The organism is Cylindrospermum stagnale PCC 7417 (genome assembly GCF_000317535.1).
Taxonomy (GTDB): Bacteria; Cyanobacteriota; Cyanobacteriia; order Cyanobacteriales; family Nostocaceae; genus Cylindrospermum; species Cylindrospermum stagnale.
Window position 1 is genome coordinate 3,147,543 of sequence record NC_019757.1, and the last position, 18,280, is coordinate 3,165,822.

General features: G+C 41.3%; 18 protein-coding genes and 1 pseudogene. 15 read left to right on the forward strand and 4 right to left on the reverse strand.

From position 1 onward, the window contains the following. The first annotated feature begins 62 nt into the window (after positions 1 to 62). The 10 genes and pseudogenes from CYLST_RS12720 (at position 63) to CYLST_RS12755 (ending at position 10,304) form a co-directional block, all read left to right on the forward strand. Positions 63 to 1,862: a GmrSD restriction endonuclease domain-containing protein gene (locus CYLST_RS12720; protein ID WP_015208133.1), complete on the forward strand. Its 1,800-nt coding sequence runs from the start codon at positions 63 to 65 to the stop codon at positions 1,860 to 1,862. A 22-nt stretch (positions 1,863 to 1,884) separates the two neighbouring features. Beyond that, a complete protein-coding gene (locus tag CYLST_RS12725) occupies positions 1,885 to 2,289 on the forward strand; it encodes a hypothetical protein (protein WP_015208134.1) in 405 nt (134 codons plus the stop codon). A 5-nt stretch (positions 2,290 to 2,294) separates the two neighbouring features. Then, positions 2,295 to 2,720, forward strand: a complete 426-nt coding sequence (locus CYLST_RS12730) for an HNH endonuclease (protein WP_015208135.1) — start codon at positions 2,295 to 2,297, stop codon at positions 2,718 to 2,720. Positions 2,721 to 3,009: 289 nt separating this feature from the next. Then, positions 3,010 to 3,903 carry a hypothetical protein gene (locus tag CYLST_RS35905; RefSeq protein ID WP_245587499.1) on the forward strand — a complete coding sequence of 298 codons (894 nt, stop codon included), beginning with the start codon at positions 3,010 to 3,012 and terminating at the stop codon, positions 3,901 to 3,903. Next, a complete protein-coding gene (locus tag CYLST_RS35910; protein WP_245587500.1) occupies positions 3,846 to 4,766 on the forward strand; it encodes a DnaJ domain-containing protein in 921 nt (306 codons plus the stop codon). The genes CYLST_RS35905 and CYLST_RS35910 overlap by 58 nt, the downstream gene beginning before the upstream one ends. A 996-nt stretch (positions 4,767 to 5,762) precedes the next feature. Next, on the forward strand, positions 5,763 to 7,211 hold the full coding sequence (locus CYLST_RS12740) for a glycoside hydrolase 100 family protein (RefSeq protein WP_015208136.1): 1,449 nt from the start codon (positions 5,763 to 5,765) through the stop codon (positions 7,209 to 7,211). A gap of 125 nt (positions 7,212 to 7,336) precedes the next feature. Then, on the forward strand, positions 7,337 to 7,915 hold the full coding sequence (locus CYLST_RS12745) for a Uma2 family endonuclease (protein WP_015208137.1): 579 nt from the start codon (positions 7,337 to 7,339) through the stop codon (positions 7,913 to 7,915). 47 nt (positions 7,916 to 7,962) lie between these two features. Next, positions 7,963 to 8,127 (forward strand): annotated as a pseudogene (locus tag CYLST_RS33350) (DUF2887 domain-containing protein); the annotation flags it as partial. Positions 8,128 to 8,474: 347 nt separating this feature from the next. After that, positions 8,475 to 9,824 carry a 16S rRNA (cytosine(967)-C(5))-methyltransferase gene (locus tag CYLST_RS12750; protein WP_015208138.1) on the forward strand — a complete coding sequence of 450 codons (1,350 nt, stop codon included), beginning with the start codon at positions 8,475 to 8,477 and terminating at the stop codon, positions 9,822 to 9,824. A gap of 57 nt (positions 9,825 to 9,881) precedes the next feature. Beyond that, on the forward strand, positions 9,882 to 10,304 hold the full coding sequence (locus tag CYLST_RS12755) for a tellurite resistance TerB family protein (RefSeq protein ID WP_015208139.1): 423 nt from the start codon (positions 9,882 to 9,884) through the stop codon (positions 10,302 to 10,304). Between the two features lie 87 nt (positions 10,305 to 10,391). Here the strand turns inward: CYLST_RS12755 and psb35 are convergent, their stop codons facing one another. After that, positions 10,392 to 10,613 (reverse strand): photosystem II assembly protein Psb35, encoded by a 222-nt coding sequence (gene psb35, locus CYLST_RS12760; protein WP_015208140.1) that lies wholly within the window; start codon positions 10,611 to 10,613, stop codon positions 10,392 to 10,394. Between the two features lie 339 nt (positions 10,614 to 10,952). After that, positions 10,953 to 13,274, reverse strand: coding sequence for a transglycosylase domain-containing protein (locus tag CYLST_RS12765; protein WP_085960609.1), 2,322 nt, complete (start codon positions 13,272 to 13,274; stop codon positions 10,953 to 10,955). Positions 13,275 to 13,666: 392 nt separating this feature from the next. Between CYLST_RS12765 and folK the strand changes: the two genes are divergently transcribed. The 4 genes from folK (at position 13,667) to CYLST_RS12785 (ending at position 16,482) form a co-directional block, all read left to right on the forward strand. Next, positions 13,667 to 14,119: a 2-amino-4-hydroxy-6-hydroxymethyldihydropteridine diphosphokinase gene (gene folK, locus CYLST_RS12770; RefSeq protein WP_245587518.1), complete on the forward strand. Its 453-nt coding sequence runs from the start codon at positions 13,667 to 13,669 to the stop codon at positions 14,117 to 14,119. 88 nt (positions 14,120 to 14,207) lie between these two features. Next, positions 14,208 to 14,756 (forward strand): NUDIX hydrolase, encoded by a 549-nt coding sequence (locus tag CYLST_RS12775; protein WP_015208143.1) that lies wholly within the window; start codon positions 14,208 to 14,210, stop codon positions 14,754 to 14,756. A 7-nt stretch (positions 14,757 to 14,763) separates the two neighbouring features. Continuing rightward, the gene (locus CYLST_RS12780; RefSeq protein WP_015208144.1) at positions 14,764 to 15,606 is read left to right on the forward strand and encodes an ADP-ribosylglycohydrolase family protein; all 843 of its coding nucleotides are present in this window, start codon (positions 14,764 to 14,766) and stop codon (positions 15,604 to 15,606) included. Positions 15,607 to 15,672: 66 nt separating this feature from the next. Next, positions 15,673 to 16,482, forward strand: coding sequence for a prohibitin family protein (locus CYLST_RS12785; protein ID WP_015208145.1), 810 nt, complete (start codon positions 15,673 to 15,675; stop codon positions 16,480 to 16,482). A 126-nt stretch (positions 16,483 to 16,608) separates the two neighbouring features. On the opposite strand, the gene CYLST_RS12790 is transcribed toward CYLST_RS12785, so the two are convergent. After that, positions 16,609 to 17,055, reverse strand: a complete 447-nt coding sequence (locus CYLST_RS12790; protein ID WP_015208146.1) for a DUF7980 family protein — start codon at positions 17,053 to 17,055, stop codon at positions 16,609 to 16,611. A 404-nt stretch (positions 17,056 to 17,459) separates the two neighbouring features. On the opposite strand from CYLST_RS12790, the gene CYLST_RS12795 reads away from it, so the two are divergent. Beyond that, on the forward strand, positions 17,460 to 17,705 hold the full coding sequence (locus CYLST_RS12795; protein ID WP_015208147.1) for a hypothetical protein: 246 nt from the start codon (positions 17,460 to 17,462) through the stop codon (positions 17,703 to 17,705). 29 nt (positions 17,706 to 17,734) lie between these two features. Here CYLST_RS12795 and CYLST_RS12800 read toward each other — a convergent pair whose 3' ends face one another. Beyond that, complete coding sequence (locus tag CYLST_RS12800) at positions 17,735 to 18,280, reverse strand: DUF1634 domain-containing protein (RefSeq protein WP_015208148.1); 546 nt, start codon at positions 18,278 to 18,280, stop codon at positions 17,735 to 17,737.

The following is an 18,280-nucleotide window of genomic DNA, read 5'->3' on the forward strand; positions in this document are numbered from 1 at the left end:
TTGGCTTTGCGTGTTTTGGCTGATAAACTGGAAGATAATGACATGCAAAGGAACTATCTGTTGTGCAAAATAATCTCAGTATTAACGGCGTACCTGTACAAAGCGTATATAGCGACTATAAGGAAGGAAAATACATTGTCAATAGACGATACCAAAGGAAGCTTATTTGGACTTTAACTCAAAAACAGAATTTTATTGATTCACTTTTAAATCAGTATCCAGTACCTCTGTTTCTTGGGGTTAGTGTTGAAGACTCTATAAAAGGAACCTGCTTTGAAATATTAGACGGTATGCAAAGATTAGAAGCAATAACATCTTTTATAGAAGGTAATTTTTCTATTCGAGAAAAGTTTTTTGATTTAGCTGTTGTTGCAGAGACCAATCGTTTATTAAATGAAGGTAAATTGACACAGAAAAAACCAAAGCTAGAGTTTGAAGAATGCAAGAAAATATTGAATTATAGGCTACCTGTATCTACATATGCATATACATCAAATAAAAATATTGATGAGACATTTAGGCGCATAAATACAGGTGGAGTAAGGCTTTCAAGGCAAGAAGTACGGCAAGCAGGTTCAATATCTGAATTCTCTCAACTTGTAAGAAAGTGTGCAGAATACATTCGGAAAGATGATGCCCATAAAGATATAGTTGAGTTAGATAAAATGCGATTAATTAGCCTGACTAACAAGGATTTAGACTATGGGATAAAGATAGAAGATACTTTTTGGGCTAAAAACCGGATTTTAACTACTGGTAATATTTTAGAATCAAGGGATGAAGAACTTATATCTCATATTCTTCTTTATATTATTTTGAGAAATTATGCTCAGACAACATCAGTTTTTTTGGATAGAGTTTATTCAGAAAATACGAAGGATTATATCAAATGCATTTCTGCTCTAGAAAAAGTTGGTTTTGAGAAAATATATAAGCAATTTTGCTTTGTCTATGACGAATTGTGTAACACAATTAATCAATTTGATGGCAGTTTCGCCAACCATATTTACAATAATAACAAATTCACACAAGTTCAAAACGCCTATCAAGTTATCTTCCTTGCTTTTTTTAAGCTTTTATTAGATAAAAATAGAAAAATACAGCACTACCATAATTTAGCCAAGTTAATGAAAGGAGTTGCAACTCAATGTATGGGTAAACTTGAATCAAATAGCAAATGGAAATTGGAAGATAGAATTCAGATGATTAATGCTGTTTGTGGAGTTATAGAAAATCAGTTTATACCGCGTGAAGGGGCAGATCCCACGCTTGTATCTTGGGTTGAAAATCTTGAGAATATTTTAAATCAATCGAGCACTGAAAATATTTGCTACGATTTTAAAATCGGACTTCATTCACTTGAAGGAGATACTAGTTTTAATAAAAAACTAGTTTCTAAAATTGTCAAAACTCTTACAGCTATGGCTAATTCACATGCTGGTGAGAATTATATAATTTTGGGAGTTGCCGATAAGGAAGATGATGCTAAAAAACATGAGGAAAAATATGGCATCGCTGCTAGACAATACAGTAGTTTCTACATTACTGGAATTGGTAGTGAAGCTGAGGAGTACCATAAAGATATTGATGCCTATCAGCAAAAACTTCAACAGACATTAGATAAAGAACCAATAGATGAAGAAACAAAAAGACTTATCCAGCGCAATGTATTTTTTTCAAAATACCATGATAAAGATTTTGTTGTCATGAAAATTATACGTGGAGAACAACCCATCGCATATAATGGAGAAATTTTTGTTAGAAAGATAGCAAATACAGATCCCTCACCAATTGATAAAAAAGACATATATAAGTTCTATATAGAATTCTCAGAACAATCGAAAAGATATCCTTACAACTAATCTATTCTTACAAAGAGTAATTATGCCCAGTGAAACTGTTACACTGCAAATACCTGAAATTATCTATCAACGGTTAGTCAATACTGCTCATGCTACTCAGCGCCCTTTAGAGGAAGTCATGCTTCATGCTTTACAAGTAGGTAGTCCACCAGCATGGGACGATGTACCAGAGGAATTTCAAACGGAACTTGCCGCTTTAGACAAAGTGGATAATAATACTCTTTGGGAAGTTTTCCGTAGTCATAAAACACCAACAGATATGGAGCAATATAATATCCTACTTGAAAGAAATTCTAGTGGTACTTTAACGGAAACAGAAAGATTAAATTTAATATCACTTAGGCATGAAACTGACCTGTTTATGTTACGTAAAGCCCAAGCAGCAGTTTTACTCCGTTGGCGAGGCTATAGTGTACCAAATCCTTAAATTTTGTGTCTACATATATTAATGAAAGTTTAAGAAAACAAATTATAGATACTGATAAATCGCGTTGTTGCTATTGCTTAACATCCGAAGCTAATAGCGGCATCCCCATGACATATGATCACATTCAACCAGTTTCCCTGGGTGGAGATACAAATTTTGAAAACCTTTGTTTAGCTTGTCGTTCTTGTAATGAATTTAAGAGTAATTTAACTGAGTCTATAGATCCTTTAAGTGGTGAAGCAATATCACTTTTTGACCCTCGTAAACAGAAATGGTCAGAGCATTTTGTGTGGAGTGTTGACGGTACGAAGGTAGAAGGTATGACTGCTGTGGGTCGCGCTACAATAACTAGGTTACGTATGAATAATCCAGTTATTATAGTTGCTCGCAAACGATGGGTAATGAGCGGTTGGCATCCTCCTAATGATTGATAGTATATAAAAAAACTATGACACAATAATTTAGGATAGAGTTAGTTTTGGGGAATACATAATACTAGAAAAGCGATCGCACACTCAAAGTACTCTAAAATAAATCATATCAACACCCAGAATTTGTCGGTGTTCAGCGAATTGCTATGGAAGTATGACCAAATTGCCAAACGGAGAAGAAAAAGCGATCGCCATTTAACTCAGCTACTCTAAAATTATCTAATATTTCTCTCTGCGTCCTCTGCGCCTCTGCGGTTCGTTACTTTTCAACCCCTCCAAACACAAACCAATGACACCAAACTCCCAAACAGGTGCAGCATTCATCGCCGGCGGAACCCTAGCAGGTGCGGGAATCTCCTCAACAGTTGGTGGAATGGGATTAGCAGGCGGATTTGGCGCTGTGGGAATTGGCGCGACTCCTGTAACTGCTGCTGGTGCTGTTGCTGGTGCTGCTGTGTATGGTACCTTCAAAGCGATCGCAGAAGGAGATGCAGCAGCTTTTGGTGCGATGGGAATTGGCGCTTTTGGTGGTGCAGGCTTTTCCAGCGTTGTTGGTGGGATAGGAATTGTTGCACCAAAAATTGGTTTAGCGTTTGGCGTGGGTACAATACCAATGGCGGGAGTTGGTGCGGTGATGGGACTTGCTGCCTATGGTGTCGCCAAACTGTTAGACGAATCTGGAGTTAAAGAAACTCCTGAACAAGTTTTTGAGCGGATGGAAGAAAAAGTTTTATACAGCGCTGCTGTGATTGAGCTAGATTTATCTGGTGAGGATATCAATTCAAAATTTGCCGCTTTGGAAGTTGAGGATGAGTTACAAGCGCTGAAGGCTAAATTAAAGCAGCCGGAATCTTCCACTCCCAAGATTGAACCAGAAACAGTAATTATCACAAGCCAGACGCCGGAAACTTGGAGGTGTGTACAGACTCTCAAGGGACATACAGCCGCTGTAAATGCGATCGCTATTCATCCCGATGGTAATACCTTTATCAGCGGTAGCGATGACAGACAGGTTCATCTGTGGAACTTGAAAACAGGAAAATGGCTGTATACTTTTTCTGGGCAAGCAGAAGCCGTGTTAGCTGTGGCTATCAGTCCCGACGGTAAGCAGATTGTTAGTGGTAGTTGCGATGGCGCGGAGCGCCCGCTGGAAGCGATCGCAAAATCAGCAGTTGGCAACTAGATACAAAAAAATTTAACCGCACATTTTCTTATTTAACTTCTCCCTACAGTCATAACGGCTTTATTCACGCCCTTGCTTACAGTCCAGATGGAACAAGTATTGCTAGTGCTAGTAACGATAAAACTATTAGACTGTGGGGACGCTACACGGGAAATTTCCAACGAACCTTAAACGGACATACAGATGCAGTTTTAGCTGTTGCGATTAGTCCCGACGGCAAAACGCTGGTTAGTAGCAGTGCTGATAAAACTATCAGACTTTGGGATTTACAAAATTATCAACAGCGGTGTATCTTAACTCAACATTCAGCAGCAGTAAATACAGTTGTCATTAGTCCAGATAGTCAAACTCTGATTATTGGAAGTAATGACACCACAATTAAGCTGTGGAATCTCCACACCGGCGAATTATTCTGCACCCTTACTGGACATTCAACGGCGGTTCTGTCCCTATCTATCAGTCTCGATGGACAAACCCTCGCCAGTAGCAGCAGAGATGGCATAATCAAACTTTGGCATATCCAAACTGGGGAATTACTGAAAACGCTTTCTGGCTGTAGTCCTCTTGCCTTCCATCCCGATGGTAAAACGCTTTTAAGTGGCGGTAATAACGGCAGCATCAAGATTTGGCAGCAAATGCCAGGTTTTGATCAATTCACACCTAACCGCATTTTATCAGGGGAATGGTGGCAAGTTTTGGGCGTAGATCAGTATACGCACCCCAAAGAGGCTAAGCTTGCCTACCTGGGATTAGCCAAATTGTATCATCCTGATGTTAACAATTCTGTAAGTGCAAAAGCTTCTATGCAAGCAGTTAATCAAGCTTATCGGGAGTTTCAGGCGCAATTGACAGCTGACGGATAAAAGATATTTGATTAATTAGTTACATAATCTTAACTGGCAAACACTGAGAAAAGCGGAAAGTGCGATCGCTCATGGAACAAAACCTGCTACATTCCTTCTACAATAGAAACTGGTGTAGCAAACTCCAGTTGTGTGCCTTTTAAAATTGAAGTTATTAGACAATAAAGCCAGGAAAAATGGATAAATACCAGAATAGTTTACCAATTAGCTCTATAGAATGCTATCTGGCTTAATTTTTCTTTTAAATAAAGCCATCTTACTCATAATGCCTTGAGTAGAGTTACTATTCTTTAACTGGACTTATTAAGGTTGTGTGATAAAAAAATACTTAATTTTCTATTTTATAGCCTTTAGTTACTTTCTGGGGCAGGAATAAAAGCTATGAGAGGCATTTACTCTTCTATACTTTGCCATTTTCGATTTTACTGCCAGAAGCTCGTCTGCTCAGGAATCAATAGGTTACAATCAGGATATAACCCTTCAGGAATATTGACATTCTAAATTCTTCAGTCATTCATCTTGCTTATTGGGGAAAAACGTTATAAATTGTTAACTTATAGGGGAATAATTTAACTTGTAATTTAAATAACTAAATCCTCATTGAGTGAATATACTGCAAGGGGTTTAAACTTCACAAAAACCTTGAACAGCACCAGAGATATGTTTTTGTTTAGTGAAGCAAAGCTCCGAAGATAAAAACGGGGCTATGAATCAGCTAAAAATATATCTTGTGCGACTGTTTTTAGGTAATATTTTATGGCTTGAATTGAATTAGAACTAACTATAATTCACCAAAATAAAAATTGATTACAAGCAAATTAAATGCATAACAATCAGCATTTTTAGCTGAGATGATTTAATGATTATTAGATTTCCCCAAAAGTTATTTATATTTGCTATTTTAAAAAACCATTTTTGTTATGCTGAGACTAGCTGAAATAATAAACAAAAACGCATTTACCACAAATTCACGTTCTTAATGGAGTTATTCTAGCAATGCAACTAAACGAATTAGGCGAAACTGAAAATATAGAAAATGAGGCATGGCAAGCACTAGAAAATTCAATTCTCTACTATCAAGGGCGTCCTGTAGGTACTTTAGCTGCCTACGATCCCTCTGTTGAGGCGCTTAATTATGACCAGTGCTTTATCCGAGACTTTGTCTCTTCCGCCTTAATTTTTTTGATTAAAGGTAGAACAGATATTGTTCGCAATTTTCTAGAAGAAACATTAAAGTTACAGCCTAAAGAAAAGGCATTAGATGCCTATAAACCTGGTCGTGGTTTGATACCAGCTAGCTTCAAAGTTATTTCATCAGATGGAGAAGAAGTTTTAGAAGCAGATTTTGGTGAACATGCGATCGCCAGAGTAACACCAGTTGATTCTTGCCTGTGGTGGCTGATTTTGTTGCGTGCTTATGTAGTTGCGACAAACGATTATTCTCTAGCCTATCAACCTGAATTCCAAAAGGGCATCAGGTTAATTATGGATATTTGCTTGGCTAATCGCTTTGATATGTATCCAACGCTGTTAGTTCCAGATGGTGCTTGCATGATTGATCGGCGGATGGGTATTTATGGTCATCCGTTGGAAATCCAAGTTTTATTTTTTACAGCATTGCGTGCAGCTCGTGAGTTACTAGTTTGTCGAGGAAATGAAGAGATTGTTGAAGCAATTGATAACCGATTACCGCTGCTATGTGGTCATATTCGTCAACATTATTGGATAGATATTAATCGCCTAAATGCAATTTATCGCTTCAAGAGTGAAGAATATGGCAAAGCGGCTGTTAATCTTTTTAACATCTATGCAGATTCCCTACCTTATTATGACTTAGATAAATGGCTACCAAAAAAAGGTGGTTATTTAGCAGGGAATGTTGGCCCATCGCAGTTAGATACTCGCTTCTTTTCACTGGGAAACTTAATGGCGATAGTTTCTGATCTGGCTACTGAGAAGCAGTCCCAAGCCATTATGAATCTCATTGAGAAACGATGGGACGATTTGGTGGGAGATATGCCGATGAAAATCTGTTTTCCAGCTTTGGAACATGAAGAGTACAGAGTTGTCACGGGATGTGATCCAAAAAATATACCTTGGTCATATCATAATGCTGGTAGCTGGCCTGTTTTAATGTGGATGTTAGCAGCCGCAGCAGTGAAAACTAAGAGAACAAGTTTGGCAGAAAAGGCGATTGAAATTGCCCAATCACGTTTAGGTGAAGATGAATGGCCAGAATATTACGATGGCAAGAAAGGGCGACTAATTGGTAAACAAGCTAGGAAATATCAAACCTGGACAATTACTGGCTATTTATTAGCCAAAGAACTGATAGCCAATCCCGCTCATTTACCATTAATCAGTTTTGATAAATTACCCGCAGAAGTAGTTTCTAAAGCTTGTGAGCTTGAAAGCAACAGCGTAAGCCCATATCTGTCTCGTTAGGGGGGCTGATAAAGAGGTTTATCTCTCAAAACCAAAAAGTTTTGAGAGATTCGCTGCTTCCGACTTTCAACGCCTCAAATGCTAACCATTGGCTACAATCAAAGCAAGCTAGAAAAAATCTTGTTATGATAGCCATTCCCCAACAACCGCAGCAAATGACCATTGAGGAATATCTCCAATGGGAACCTCAGCAAGACCTTCGCTACGAATATGTCCATGGCGAAGTGTTTGCTATGACTGGTGGGACAATTCCCCATAATGATATTGCTCTAAATCTTTACAGAACCCTGTACCCTCATCTGCGTTCTAGAGGTTGTCGAGTGAACGTGTCAGATGTGAAGGTGCAAGTTAGTCCTAAAAGTCCATATTACTATCCTGATGTTATCGTCAGTTGTGACTCTCAAGACATTAACGCTCGCAAATTTATTCAAAATCCCAAATTAATTGCGGAAGTCCTTTCCCCTGGTACAAGTGCTAAAGATAGGGGTGAAAAATTCACATATTACCTAAAAATACCCACTTTACAAGAGTATATCTTGATTGACTCGGAAAAAATCTCTGTTGAACGTTACTGTCGGGGAGAGGGCAGAATGTGGCTTTATTATCCCTACATTGCTGGAGATATCATCACTTTATCAAGTATTGAATTTGAGTTTCCGATTGAATTGTTGTATGAAGGTGTTGGATTGGAAATAGAAGCTTAAAAAATTAAAAATTAAAAACTTACGCCACTAACCCAGCATCAACCAGCGTGAAAACAAATACTATATTCTACCGTCTATTCCAAAGCTTCCCTAGCTTTTTCTTTGAACTCATCAACGAACCCCCAGAAACGGCTAATACCTACCAATTTTCATCCGTCGAAGTTAAACAAGTCGCTTTCAGTATTGATGGTGTCTTTGTTCCCAAAAATGATGCTTTATCAAAAGCGCCGTAATACCCCTTCCTCAACGAAGTAGGGAGGGGATGGCGGACAATGACGAAAGTATCCAGCGACTGGCGAACCCGAAGGGTGCAAACCTGGTAGAACAAGTTGCGACATAGATTACAGAATCCTGACCCTCAGCCGTCAGGCAGGGTCGGGAGTGTCAAGTTGAGTTTAGGTGCATCTGTAGAGCAAATAGCTGAGGTGTTGGAGTTAGACGTAGAGTTGGTTAGGCTGGTGGCTGTAAAAAATAATGCAATTTAGAGTGTTGAAACAAACTAAAGTTTATTACCTCTAGAAAAAGGAGGTTATTTTAAAATAATACTTTAAATATTTCCATGACTAACCCCCGTCAAATAGCTTTTAATGCCCTGCGAGATGTTCACAAGGGGGCTTATGCTGATGTTGCTTTAGACCGAGTGCTACAAAAAATTAATTTGGCAGATCGCGATCGCCGTTTGGTTACAGAATTAGTTTATGGCAGTGTCAGAAGACAGCGCACCCTCGACGCCCTCATCGACCAACTGGCTACAAAAAAATCTCAGCAACAACCGCCAGACCTCCGCACCATCCTACATCTAGGCTTATACCAACTACGCTATCAAGAACGCATTCCTGCTTCTGCTGCTGTAAATACTACCGTTGAACTAGCTAAGGAAAATGGTTTTGCTGGACTCACAGGTTTTGCGAATGGTGTATTGCGTCAATACATCCGTCTGGCTGAAAAATCTCCAGAACCGTTAGAATTGCCAGAAAATCCGGTGGAACGCTTGGGTATTTTGCACAGCTTTCCTGACTGGATAATTCAAGTGTGGTTAGAACAACTGGGTTTTGTCGAGACAGAAAAACTTTGTGAATGGATGAACCAAACGCCAACTATTGATTTGCGGGTAAACCTGCTTCGTAGTTCAATTGAGCAAGTTGAGTCAGCATTTAAATCTGCTGGTGTTTTAGTGAGGCGCATTCCCAGTTTACCCCAAGCTTTACGATTGATTGGTAGCACTGGCCCGATTCAAAATTTACCTGGATTTCGTGAGGGTTGGTGGACTGTCCAAGATAGTAGCGCTCAATTGGTAAGCCATTTACTCGACCCCCAACCGGGTGAGGTGGTGATTGATGTTTGTGCTGCACCGGGGGGTAAAACAACCCACATTGCCGAGTTAATGGGGGATAATGGGAAAGTCTGGGCTTGCGATCGCACTCCCTCCCGTCTCCGCAAACTCCAACAAAATGCTCAACGGCTGAATTTGCACTCAATTGAAATTTGCACAGGTGACAGCCGCAACTTACCACAATTTCAAAACACTGCTGACCGCGTATTAATAGATGCACCATGCTCTGGTTTGGGGACTATGCACCGCCATGCTGATGCGCGTTGGCGACAGACTCCGGAATCTGTTCGGGAACTCTCGCTACTGCAAACAGAATTATTAGCGCATACATCCACTTTTGTCAAACAAGGTGGTGTGTTGGTTTATGCCACCTGTACCCTGCATCCGGCAGAGAATGAAGGCGTAATTTCCCAATTTTTAGCTGAATATCCTCATTGGCAAATTGAGACGGACAGCCTTGATTTACCCGACTCTGCCTATAGTGTGCCGCCAGGTTGGCTAAAAGTCTGGCCCCATCAACAGGACATGGATGGCTTTTTTATGGTGCGCTTAAGAAAAACCAATAATTCCGAGTGAATACGAACGGTGACTGTACCATTTGATGGAGGCCCGAATCTACCAGAGGAGGCAGCAATGGCTACTCATTCTCATGTGAAAAAGTTAGTTAAAATCCTGATTGGAGCCGCTTGGATTGATGGCAGAATCCAGCCGGAAGAACGGCAATATCTGCGCGAAATAGCTCAAGCAAAAGGTTTGGCTAGTGATCCAGAAATTAAACCTTGGCTGTATGAATTAGTTCCCGTACAGCCAAAAGAGTGCTATGAATGGGTAAAAGAATATTTAGGCGATCGTCCTAGCCTGGAAGATTGCGAAAATCTAATTGAAGCCATCAGTGGCTTAATTTACAGTGATGGTGAAGTAGCCGTTGAAGAAGCAAAACTCCTGACGAAATTACAGGAGTTAACCAAGTTAAATGAGTCAACCCAACCAGTCCATTCTGTATTGCTTAAACAAATTCAAAAGCTTTACCGCCGTTGGGTTGAGGTTCAAAACTAATCCAACTTTGGTAATGGGTAATGGGTAATGGGTAATGGGTAATGGGTAATATAAACAACCAATTACCAATCACCAATGACCCAGTTACTACTTCGGTTCACCCAGGCCTGGAGTTTCTTCTTTATTAACCTTTGGTACAAAGTCAGGACGCTCTTTGCTTTCCCAACCTGCGGGACGTTTTGAGTTGTACCAAGCAATGGAACCAATGGTGACAGCAGCGATAAAACCAACTACATAGACTAAGGTGAAAGCCAAGGGAAAATGGGAGCCTGCTGCTGCTGGTGCTTCTATTTGGAGCAATAAATGCATGAGTATATTCTCCTAGTGTAGGTAATACTTCTTAACAAAGAGTATAAGACGAGCGTATCATCTACATCCCCCCCTAGTTTGAATTACTTGCTATTTAGGCAGAAAAAAAAAGAGGAGTGGGGAGATGGGAAATTAAAAATTAATCTCTCTCTGCCTCTGGCTTGGGAAAAACCTGGACAAAATTGGCGGTTCCAATGCTAGTTGGCGGCTTATATAGTCTCGGTTTCACACAAGATATTGGGTGATGCCGCGTTGCGCTTCCGAGTTTACGCATCTAACGAATAGATTTTGGCTAAGGAACCGCCAATGAAAGGATAACTTTAATGAAACCCCTGCTACTTACTCTGAGGAAGATTGACCTGGTCTGAGTCTCTCTCTCCAGGAAGGCTGTGACGATGAAGAACCTGAGGAGCTATTGCTAGGGGGGGGTGAAGACCGCCGAGACTCTGGTTCTGCTTGTCGCACTCGCCGCTTTGGACGAGATGATTCGCTTGATCGAGATGACTCGCTTGATTCTGTGTTGCGCGCACGACGCTGCCGTCTAGATGACGTATTGTCATCTATCTGCTGAGAACGCCGTCTACGTCTTGGCTTATCCTCTGATTGCTGCTGCTGCTCTGATTGAGAATAGCGACGGCTGCTTCTGCGTCTTCTAGTAGATGATTCAGAATTGCTATTCGTATCTTCATCTGATTTTTCATGATCAGTAGAAATAGGACGATTCACAATTCGTTTGGGCTTGACAGGCTTGGCTTTAATGCTGCCTTTGCGATCGTCTAGTTTAGGTCGTGCAGGAAACTTTTCTACAGGCATCCCCTCTACGGCTTTTTCCATAAATTCATGCCAGGTATAAGCAGCGCTACCACTGCTACCCCAAGTAGGGCGGTTGTTATCGTTACCTAGCCAAACTCCTGTCACCACTTGGGGTATGTAGCCAATAAACCACAAATCGCGAGCTTCGTCAGAGGTGCCTGTTTTCCCAGCCACCGGTCTATTGTTTAATTGGGCAGCACTCCCAGTTCCCTGCACCACAACATTGCGTAGCATCCAAGTCATGATGGCAGCACTATCAGCATCTAAGACCCGCTTCGGCTGGTAATCAGCTGACCAAACCACCTCATCCCGGCGATTGAGGATGCGGCGAATCCCATGAACTTCTGCGTGCAATCCTTGATTGGCAAAGCTGCCGTAAGCACTGGTCAATTCCAGCAGATTCACTTCATTCGAGCCGAGAGCTAAAGAATAGGTGGGCCTGAGTTCCGATTTAATCCCCATATCATGGGCAAGTTTAATCGTTGGCTCAAATCCCACGTCTATCAACACCTTGACTGCAACTATATTCACAGAGCGGGTGAGGGCATCTCTGATGTTTATCCAGCCCCGAAAGTCGGAACTGTAGTTTTTCGGCTCGTAACCATCCACTACAAGGGGTGCATCCAGGTAGCTGTCGTAAGGATTTTTGCCGCTAGCTATAGCAGTGGCATATACAAACCCCTTAAAGGTCGAGCCTGGCTGTCGCTGCGCCTGAGTAACGCGATTAAACTGATTTTTACCAAAGTCCTTTCCCCCAACCATGGCCTGAATTTCACCATTGCGAGGGTCAATAGCTACTAAAGCCGCTTGCTTAAAGTTCTCCCAACGACCTTGATTTTTCAAAGTTTTGGCAACTGCTGCTTCTGCTGCTGCTTGCCAAGTTAGGTTCAAGGTGGTTTCCACCACTAAACCCCCTCCAGCCAAGACATCGGCTCCAACGTACTTTGGCAACTCTTTCTGAATGTAGCTAGTAAAGTAGGGAGATGCTACTTCCAAGCGCTTGGGCAAACTACTTTTCAGAGTTAGTTGTTCCTGTGTTGCTGCTTGCTTTTGGTCGGCTGTAATAAATCCATCTTCCTGCATCCGCTGCAATACCAGATTCCGCCGCGTGATTGCCGCAGTTGGATTTTTATCTGGGGCGTAAATACTGGGAGCGGGTGCTAGTCCGGCGATGGTTGCCATTTCTGGCAAGGTGAGTTGATCCACTGGTTTACTGAAGTACACCCAGGAAGCATCTGCCACACCGTAAGCTCCAGAACCTAAATAAACCAGATTCAGATAACGTTCCAGAATCTGGTCTTTAGTTAATTCTTGCTCTATTTTTTGTGCCAGGCGGACTTCCTTGAGCTTGCGCCAGATTGTCCGCTCTTGTTTGAGGAAGAGAATTCGCGCTAGCTGTTGGGTGATCGTGCTACCACCTTCGACTACATCTTGCGATCGCAAATTGTTCAAAACTGCTCTGACAATCCCCTGAGCATCAACTCCGCTGTGTTGCTCAAATCTCCGATCTTCTGAGGCGATGAAAGCTTTTCTCAAGGTATCTGGTATTTGCTCTATCCTCAGCTGTTCTCTGGTCGCTTCTCCCTGCTGTTGTAAAATAGTACCATCAGCAGCTTTAATCGTCAGAGTTTGCTCTCGCACCACAGCTTTCAGTTCAGCTTTATCTGGCAAAGTGCGATCTATTGACTCAATGCTGTAGTTAAAGGCGATAATGCCGCCGCCAACACCCAAGCCTGCCCAAAACCAAAGACGACGATAAAAGGGTTTATCGCTCCTGGCAATTCTGGCAAACATCCCAGATGATACATTTGTCATCTGGCTCAGTAACTGTTTTGCCTTCACCAGCATTGTCGGTGGTAAGTTCTCATGTGTGGACTCCTCATTTTCGTGATGATTACCAGGCGGCAATCGCAGCTTTTTCCTTGTTAGAGATACTTAAATTTAGTTGACCGTTGTTCAAAGTCGTTGCCATATTCACACCATCAGAACAATTTGGTGTTAGCGCACCATCTTTGTGTTAGTATAATATCCCATAAATAATTAACTAAATTCAGTACTGAACAATGTTCTTTGAGAATTCATAAATGAATATAGTTTAGTATAAAATAATTATAAAGATTAAATAATTTTACGGAAGATAGAGACTATTGAAAGCGTTGGGAACAGGTGGGGTGAAGTCTAGCCAAAGTAGCCTAGAGCGAGGTTTACTCAAAGCAAGTGCGATCGCACTTGGCAGTAACATGGGCGATTCACAAGCAATCTTAGCAGCAGCTCTAGAAAATTTAGCCCAAACACCCGGTATTTTCTTGGAAGCAAAATCCAGTTGGTATAAAACCAAAGCCGTGGGTCCACCACAACCTGATTACTGGAATGGTTGCGCCATACTGCAAGTAGAAATTTTGCCCCAAACCTTGTTAAAAACTTTGTTAGAAATTGAACAAAAATTTGGGCGTGTGCGTCAAGAACATTGGGGGCCACGAACCCTTGATTTGGATTTGTTGTTATATGATGACTTAATTGTGGATACGCCAACTCTCCAGATTCCTCATCCCCGGATGCGAGAGCGGGCTTTTGTGCTGGTACCACTGGCAGAAATTGCCCCAAATTGGCTGGAACCAGTTTCTGGGCGTTTGATCCAAGATTTACTAAAAGAGGTAGACACTTCTGATGTACATTTAGTCATGGGCAATTAAAGTTACCATCATTAAACGCAGAAGAACCCTGATTCCGCCAGAAAGCCCCGTATATATTCTGTGTATTTACAGACAAACAAATTTTATTATGCCATTAGGTAGAGAATTACCACAGCTGCTAAGACAACGCTTGTTCTATAAAGGACGCAAGTTTAATTTTGAAGCCAACCGCTTGCGTTTACCGAATAAAGCAGAGGGAGAATGGGAGTGTATTCGTCACCCTGGTGGCGCTCTGGCTGTGCCCGTGACGACCGAAGGTAAACTGATACTTGTACGCCAGTATCGTTTCGCAGTTCAGGGACGGGTGTTAGAATTCCCCGCAGGTACTGTGGAACCCAACGAAGAACCCCTAGATACCATAAAACGAGAAATTGAAGAAGAAACTGGCTACCACGCGCAAAAGTGGGATAAGCTGGGAGAATTTTTTCTTGCTCCCGGTTATTCTGATGAGATTATCTATGCTTATCTCGCTAGAGGTTTGTCCAAGCTAGAGACACCACCAAAGCAAGACGCAGACGAAGATATAGAAACTTTTTTATTCACCCCTGAAGAACTGGAAAAAGCTATTGTGGCAGGAGAACCAATAGATGCTAAATCCATTACTAGCTTTTTCCTGGCTCGTCCATTCTTAGTTTAATAACAATATGCTGCTAGAGTTGGCAATTGGTGATGCCTATGGTGCAGGCTTTGAATATGCTGACGAGATGATATTTGCCAACGACTTGAGTCGATACGTTCAACATCCCCGTCATCGACTCATACCAGGCAGCTACACTGACGACACGCAGATGAGCATTGCCATCGCCGAAGTGATAGTTGCTCAAGCACCTTGGACGCCGAAAGTTTTAGCCGATAGTTTCGTTACAGCCTTCAAACGTGATCCCAGAGAAGGTTACGCGGGGAGCTTCTACCATTTTCTGGTACAAATCCGGGATGGATCAGAGTTTTTGGCAAGAATTCGCCCCGATAGCGACAAAAGTGGGGCAGCAATGCGCGCTGCACCAATAGGTGTCTATCCTACACCTGAAAAAGTTATCGAGGCGGCAACAATTCAAGCCGCAATCACCCACAATACAGCCGATGGCATTAACGCCGCTGTTGCAGCGGCGCTGATGTCCCATTATTTTATTTACCGACTGGGGCCAAAACGCAAATTAGGACAGTTTCTGGAAGGTTATGTATTATCTGGGGATTGGTCTAAGCCTTGGCAAGGTAAAGTTAAGTCTAAAGGCTGGATGAGTGTCAGGGCAGCAATTACAGCGGTGATGCGGAATGACAGCATGAGCGACCTTTTACAAGATTGTATCGCTTTTACAGGAGATGTAGACACAGTGGCCGCGATCGCACTCGCAGCTGCATCCTGTAGCCAGGAAATCCGACAAGACATCCCCAGTCATCTCGTGACAGCCTTAGAAAACGGCGCTTATGGTAAGGACTATCTAATTGATTTAGACAAGCAGCTGATGAGTCTAGTTAGTAAAACATGAGCTAAATAAAGTTTTGCATTTTATTTGAGTTTAGAGCATGATTACGAAGAGTGCTTCACCTCAACAATGAAAAAAAGTCAAGCTTTTAACAGTGCTGGTAAACTGACTGCACTTTTAGTTCTAATTACTATATTCCTCACGCCTTTTGTGATTGTCAGTGCTGGGGAACGGGGCGTATTGATGGAATTTGGTGAAGTACAAGAACAGATACTAGGCGAAGGAATTCACATAATTATCCCCATAGTTAATACTGTGAAAAAGTTAAGCGTTCGAGTCCAAAAGCAAGAAATTTCTGCTGAGGCTTCATCTAAGGATCTGCAAGATGTTTTTACAGATGTAGCCCTAAATTGGCATATTATCCCTGAAGAAGCCAATGCTATTTTTCAGCAAATTGGCGAACAAAAAGACATAGTTGACCGAATTATTAATCCAGCAGTTGAAGAAGTATTAAAAGCCGTTATGGCTAAATATACTGCTGAAGAAATTATTACTAAACGCGGAGAAGTAAAAAGTGGAGTAGATGATACATTAACTACGCGACTGGGTACTTATCACATTGCAGTTGATGATATTTCTCTAGTTCATGTTCATTTCTCAGAACTCTTTGGTGAGGCGGTGGAGGCCAAACAAATCGCTGAACAGGAAGCAAAACGGGCAGAATTTATCGCCCTGAAAGCCACAAAAGAAGCTGAGGCAAAAGTCAACCTAGCAAAAGGAGAGGCTGAGGCGCAAAGATTGCTGCGTGATAATTTGACGCCTGAATTACTACAAAGGCAAGCAATAGAAAAATGGAATGGTAAACTACCATTAATTATGGGCAAAGAAAGTCCAAAATTTTGGGATCTTCGGGAATTTATTAAAGCTTATGCCAATTGAGCTTTTCATAAAAAACAAAGACGCGATACATCGCGTCTCTATAAAGAAAGCATAGTCATATAAATTGCATAAAACCCACATCAGAGAATTTAGTCTCTGTGTTTACTGATTCATGCGCGTTAACTATTAGTTAGTAAATAAAACAGGAGTATCCAGAATCTTTAACTGAATCAATACTATAATTACCAAGGTAAAAACAGTTGAAGAAATTAATCCTGTAAATAACTCTTTTTTAAGGTTACGCTCTTTGGCGTCCTTTTGAAAAACATCCACTGACCCAATTTGCATCAAGAGTATACCGATGATGTTAGAAAGCCAGTAGCCAATAATTGTACAGGGTAGTAATAATTTGGGGGAAAGTAAGCTACAGATATATCCAAAAAAGTAAGCAATTGGTAGATTAAATAATAAGTCATTCCACCAACATAATGGGGATAGCAAATAACCTAGTACTAGTAATAATCCGCCTCTAAGTTTTTTCCAAATGTCTGTTTTGAAGTTTTCTTGAGCGACTTTTTCTAACTGCTCAGAGGCAGTACTCAGAACTTGATTTACTTTTTGGACATTTTCCATGTAAACTACCTATATCCTACCAGCTTAGTGTAGTTTACTCGGAAAACAGAGAAAAAGTCTAGTGCAGCGGTGATAATCTTGGAAATTTTAGCTTTTGAAAGTCCTACCAGTGCTTAGTTTTAGCAAATTAGTCTGAAAATAGAGCTACAAGCCGAAATCCTCTGCTCGGCTAGAGTTAAGAGGCTTAAAGGAGGCAACCCTCGGCTAGGGTTAAGAGACTTGTTAGCGTAGCTCTCGGAGCTAGAGGCAAAACAGTAAAGTCACGTGGCGTAGAGACCGCGCTAGCTCATCACTCCTAGTCTACGTTTAAAAGGTGATTTTATGCCTACGGCAGGCTACGCCAACGCAACTCAGATAGGATTGTGCTATTGCTATAATCAAAATGATGCCTAGTCTTAATTAAGATGACAAATTTTCCTTTAACTAACTCTTTGTGGATAGCCGGAATTATTTTTCTAACTATTGCTGTTTTAGGACAAACAAAGTTAGGTTTTGCAGAAATTAATCCGGGGTGCTTTGGCAGAACCTTGGCTTTATTGCTCGGTTTTTTGAGTTTAGCATTTGCTGCTTTACTAGTAAGTTTTCCTGTGGAAACGCTGGATTTATTTAAAACTTATATTGCGAAACTAATTCAACAAAATATGGGTTGAATTAACTAAGTTTTACTTGAGTAAGAGGATTAATAATAGGCTCCTATCAGGCTATAAGTTAGACTAGCCAGAACTAGAGATGTGACAATCACATAGATAAATTCTCGTTGTAGTAAAAAAGTTAATAGAGAAATTATCACGCGCAAAACTGGAGTAGCAATTAGGATCAATAGTCCAAGTTGAATAATGCCACGGCGGCTACCAGATAAAACTGCATTCACTACACCGGCTGGCGAGCGAAATTCCGATGGTTCTCCTCGAAAAATCTGATATTCAGCAGGTTCGGTACCGTGGCGAATCAAATACAGTATGCCCCCTAGCAAGACGACAGCGCTAGCAATCAGAACTCCATATTTGAGCAAGTCGCTGAGTAAAATTTCTAGTTGCTGCTCGCTTGGTGTTTTGTTAAGGTTCTGATTAACCTCAATTTCACAGCTATTAGGTATCTGTGACAAGGTGCTGACTTGCTGTTCTTTTAACTGATCGGCATCTTCTGGCTCCAAGGCTAGTGCTACCACTTCCGTTTCTGGCTGTGCTGATGACTTCCACTGAGCGCTAGAATTAAATTTATACAT

Excerpts from the sequence above, each read along its gene's own strand:
- CYLST_RS12795 (WP_015208147.1), top strand. The coding sequence starts at position 17,460 with ATGACAAATTTTCCTTTAACTAACTCTTTGTGGATAGCCGGAATTATT.
- folK (WP_245587518.1), top strand. The coding sequence starts at position 13,667 with ATGGGCGATTCACAAGCAATCTTAGCAGCAGCTCTAGAAAATTTAGCC.
- CYLST_RS12765 (WP_085960609.1), bottom strand. The coding sequence starts at position 13,274 with ATGCTGGTGAAGGCAAAACAGTTACTGAGCCAGATGACAAATGTATCA.
- psb35 (WP_015208140.1), bottom strand. The coding sequence starts at position 10,613 with ATGCATTTATTGCTCCAAATAGAAGCACCAGCAGCAGCAGGCTCCCAT.
- CYLST_RS12745 (WP_015208137.1), top strand. The coding sequence starts at position 7,337 with ATGATAGCCATTCCCCAACAACCGCAGCAAATGACCATTGAGGAATAT.
- CYLST_RS12780 (WP_015208144.1), top strand. The coding sequence starts at position 14,764 with ATGCTGCTAGAGTTGGCAATTGGTGATGCCTATGGTGCAGGCTTTGAA.
- CYLST_RS12790 (WP_015208146.1), bottom strand. The coding sequence starts at position 17,055 with ATGGAAAATGTCCAAAAAGTAAATCAAGTTCTGAGTACTGCCTCTGAG.
- CYLST_RS12755 (WP_015208139.1), top strand. The coding sequence starts at position 9,882 with ATGGCTACTCATTCTCATGTGAAAAAGTTAGTTAAAATCCTGATTGGA.
- CYLST_RS12750 (WP_015208138.1), top strand. The coding sequence starts at position 8,475 with ATGACTAACCCCCGTCAAATAGCTTTTAATGCCCTGCGAGATGTTCAC.
- CYLST_RS12800 (WP_015208148.1), bottom strand. The coding sequence starts at position 18,280 with ATGTATAAATTTAATTCTAGCGCTCAGTGGAAGTCATCAGCACAGCCA.
- CYLST_RS12725 (WP_015208134.1), top strand. The coding sequence starts at position 1,885 with ATGCCCAGTGAAACTGTTACACTGCAAATACCTGAAATTATCTATCAA.
- CYLST_RS35905 (WP_245587499.1), top strand. The coding sequence starts at position 3,010 with ATGACACCAAACTCCCAAACAGGTGCAGCATTCATCGCCGGCGGAACC.
- CYLST_RS12785 (WP_015208145.1), top strand. The coding sequence starts at position 15,673 with ATGAAAAAAAGTCAAGCTTTTAACAGTGCTGGTAAACTGACTGCACTT.
- CYLST_RS12740 (WP_015208136.1), top strand. The coding sequence starts at position 5,763 with ATGCAACTAAACGAATTAGGCGAAACTGAAAATATAGAAAATGAGGCA.
- CYLST_RS12775 (WP_015208143.1), top strand. The coding sequence starts at position 14,208 with ATGCCATTAGGTAGAGAATTACCACAGCTGCTAAGACAACGCTTGTTC.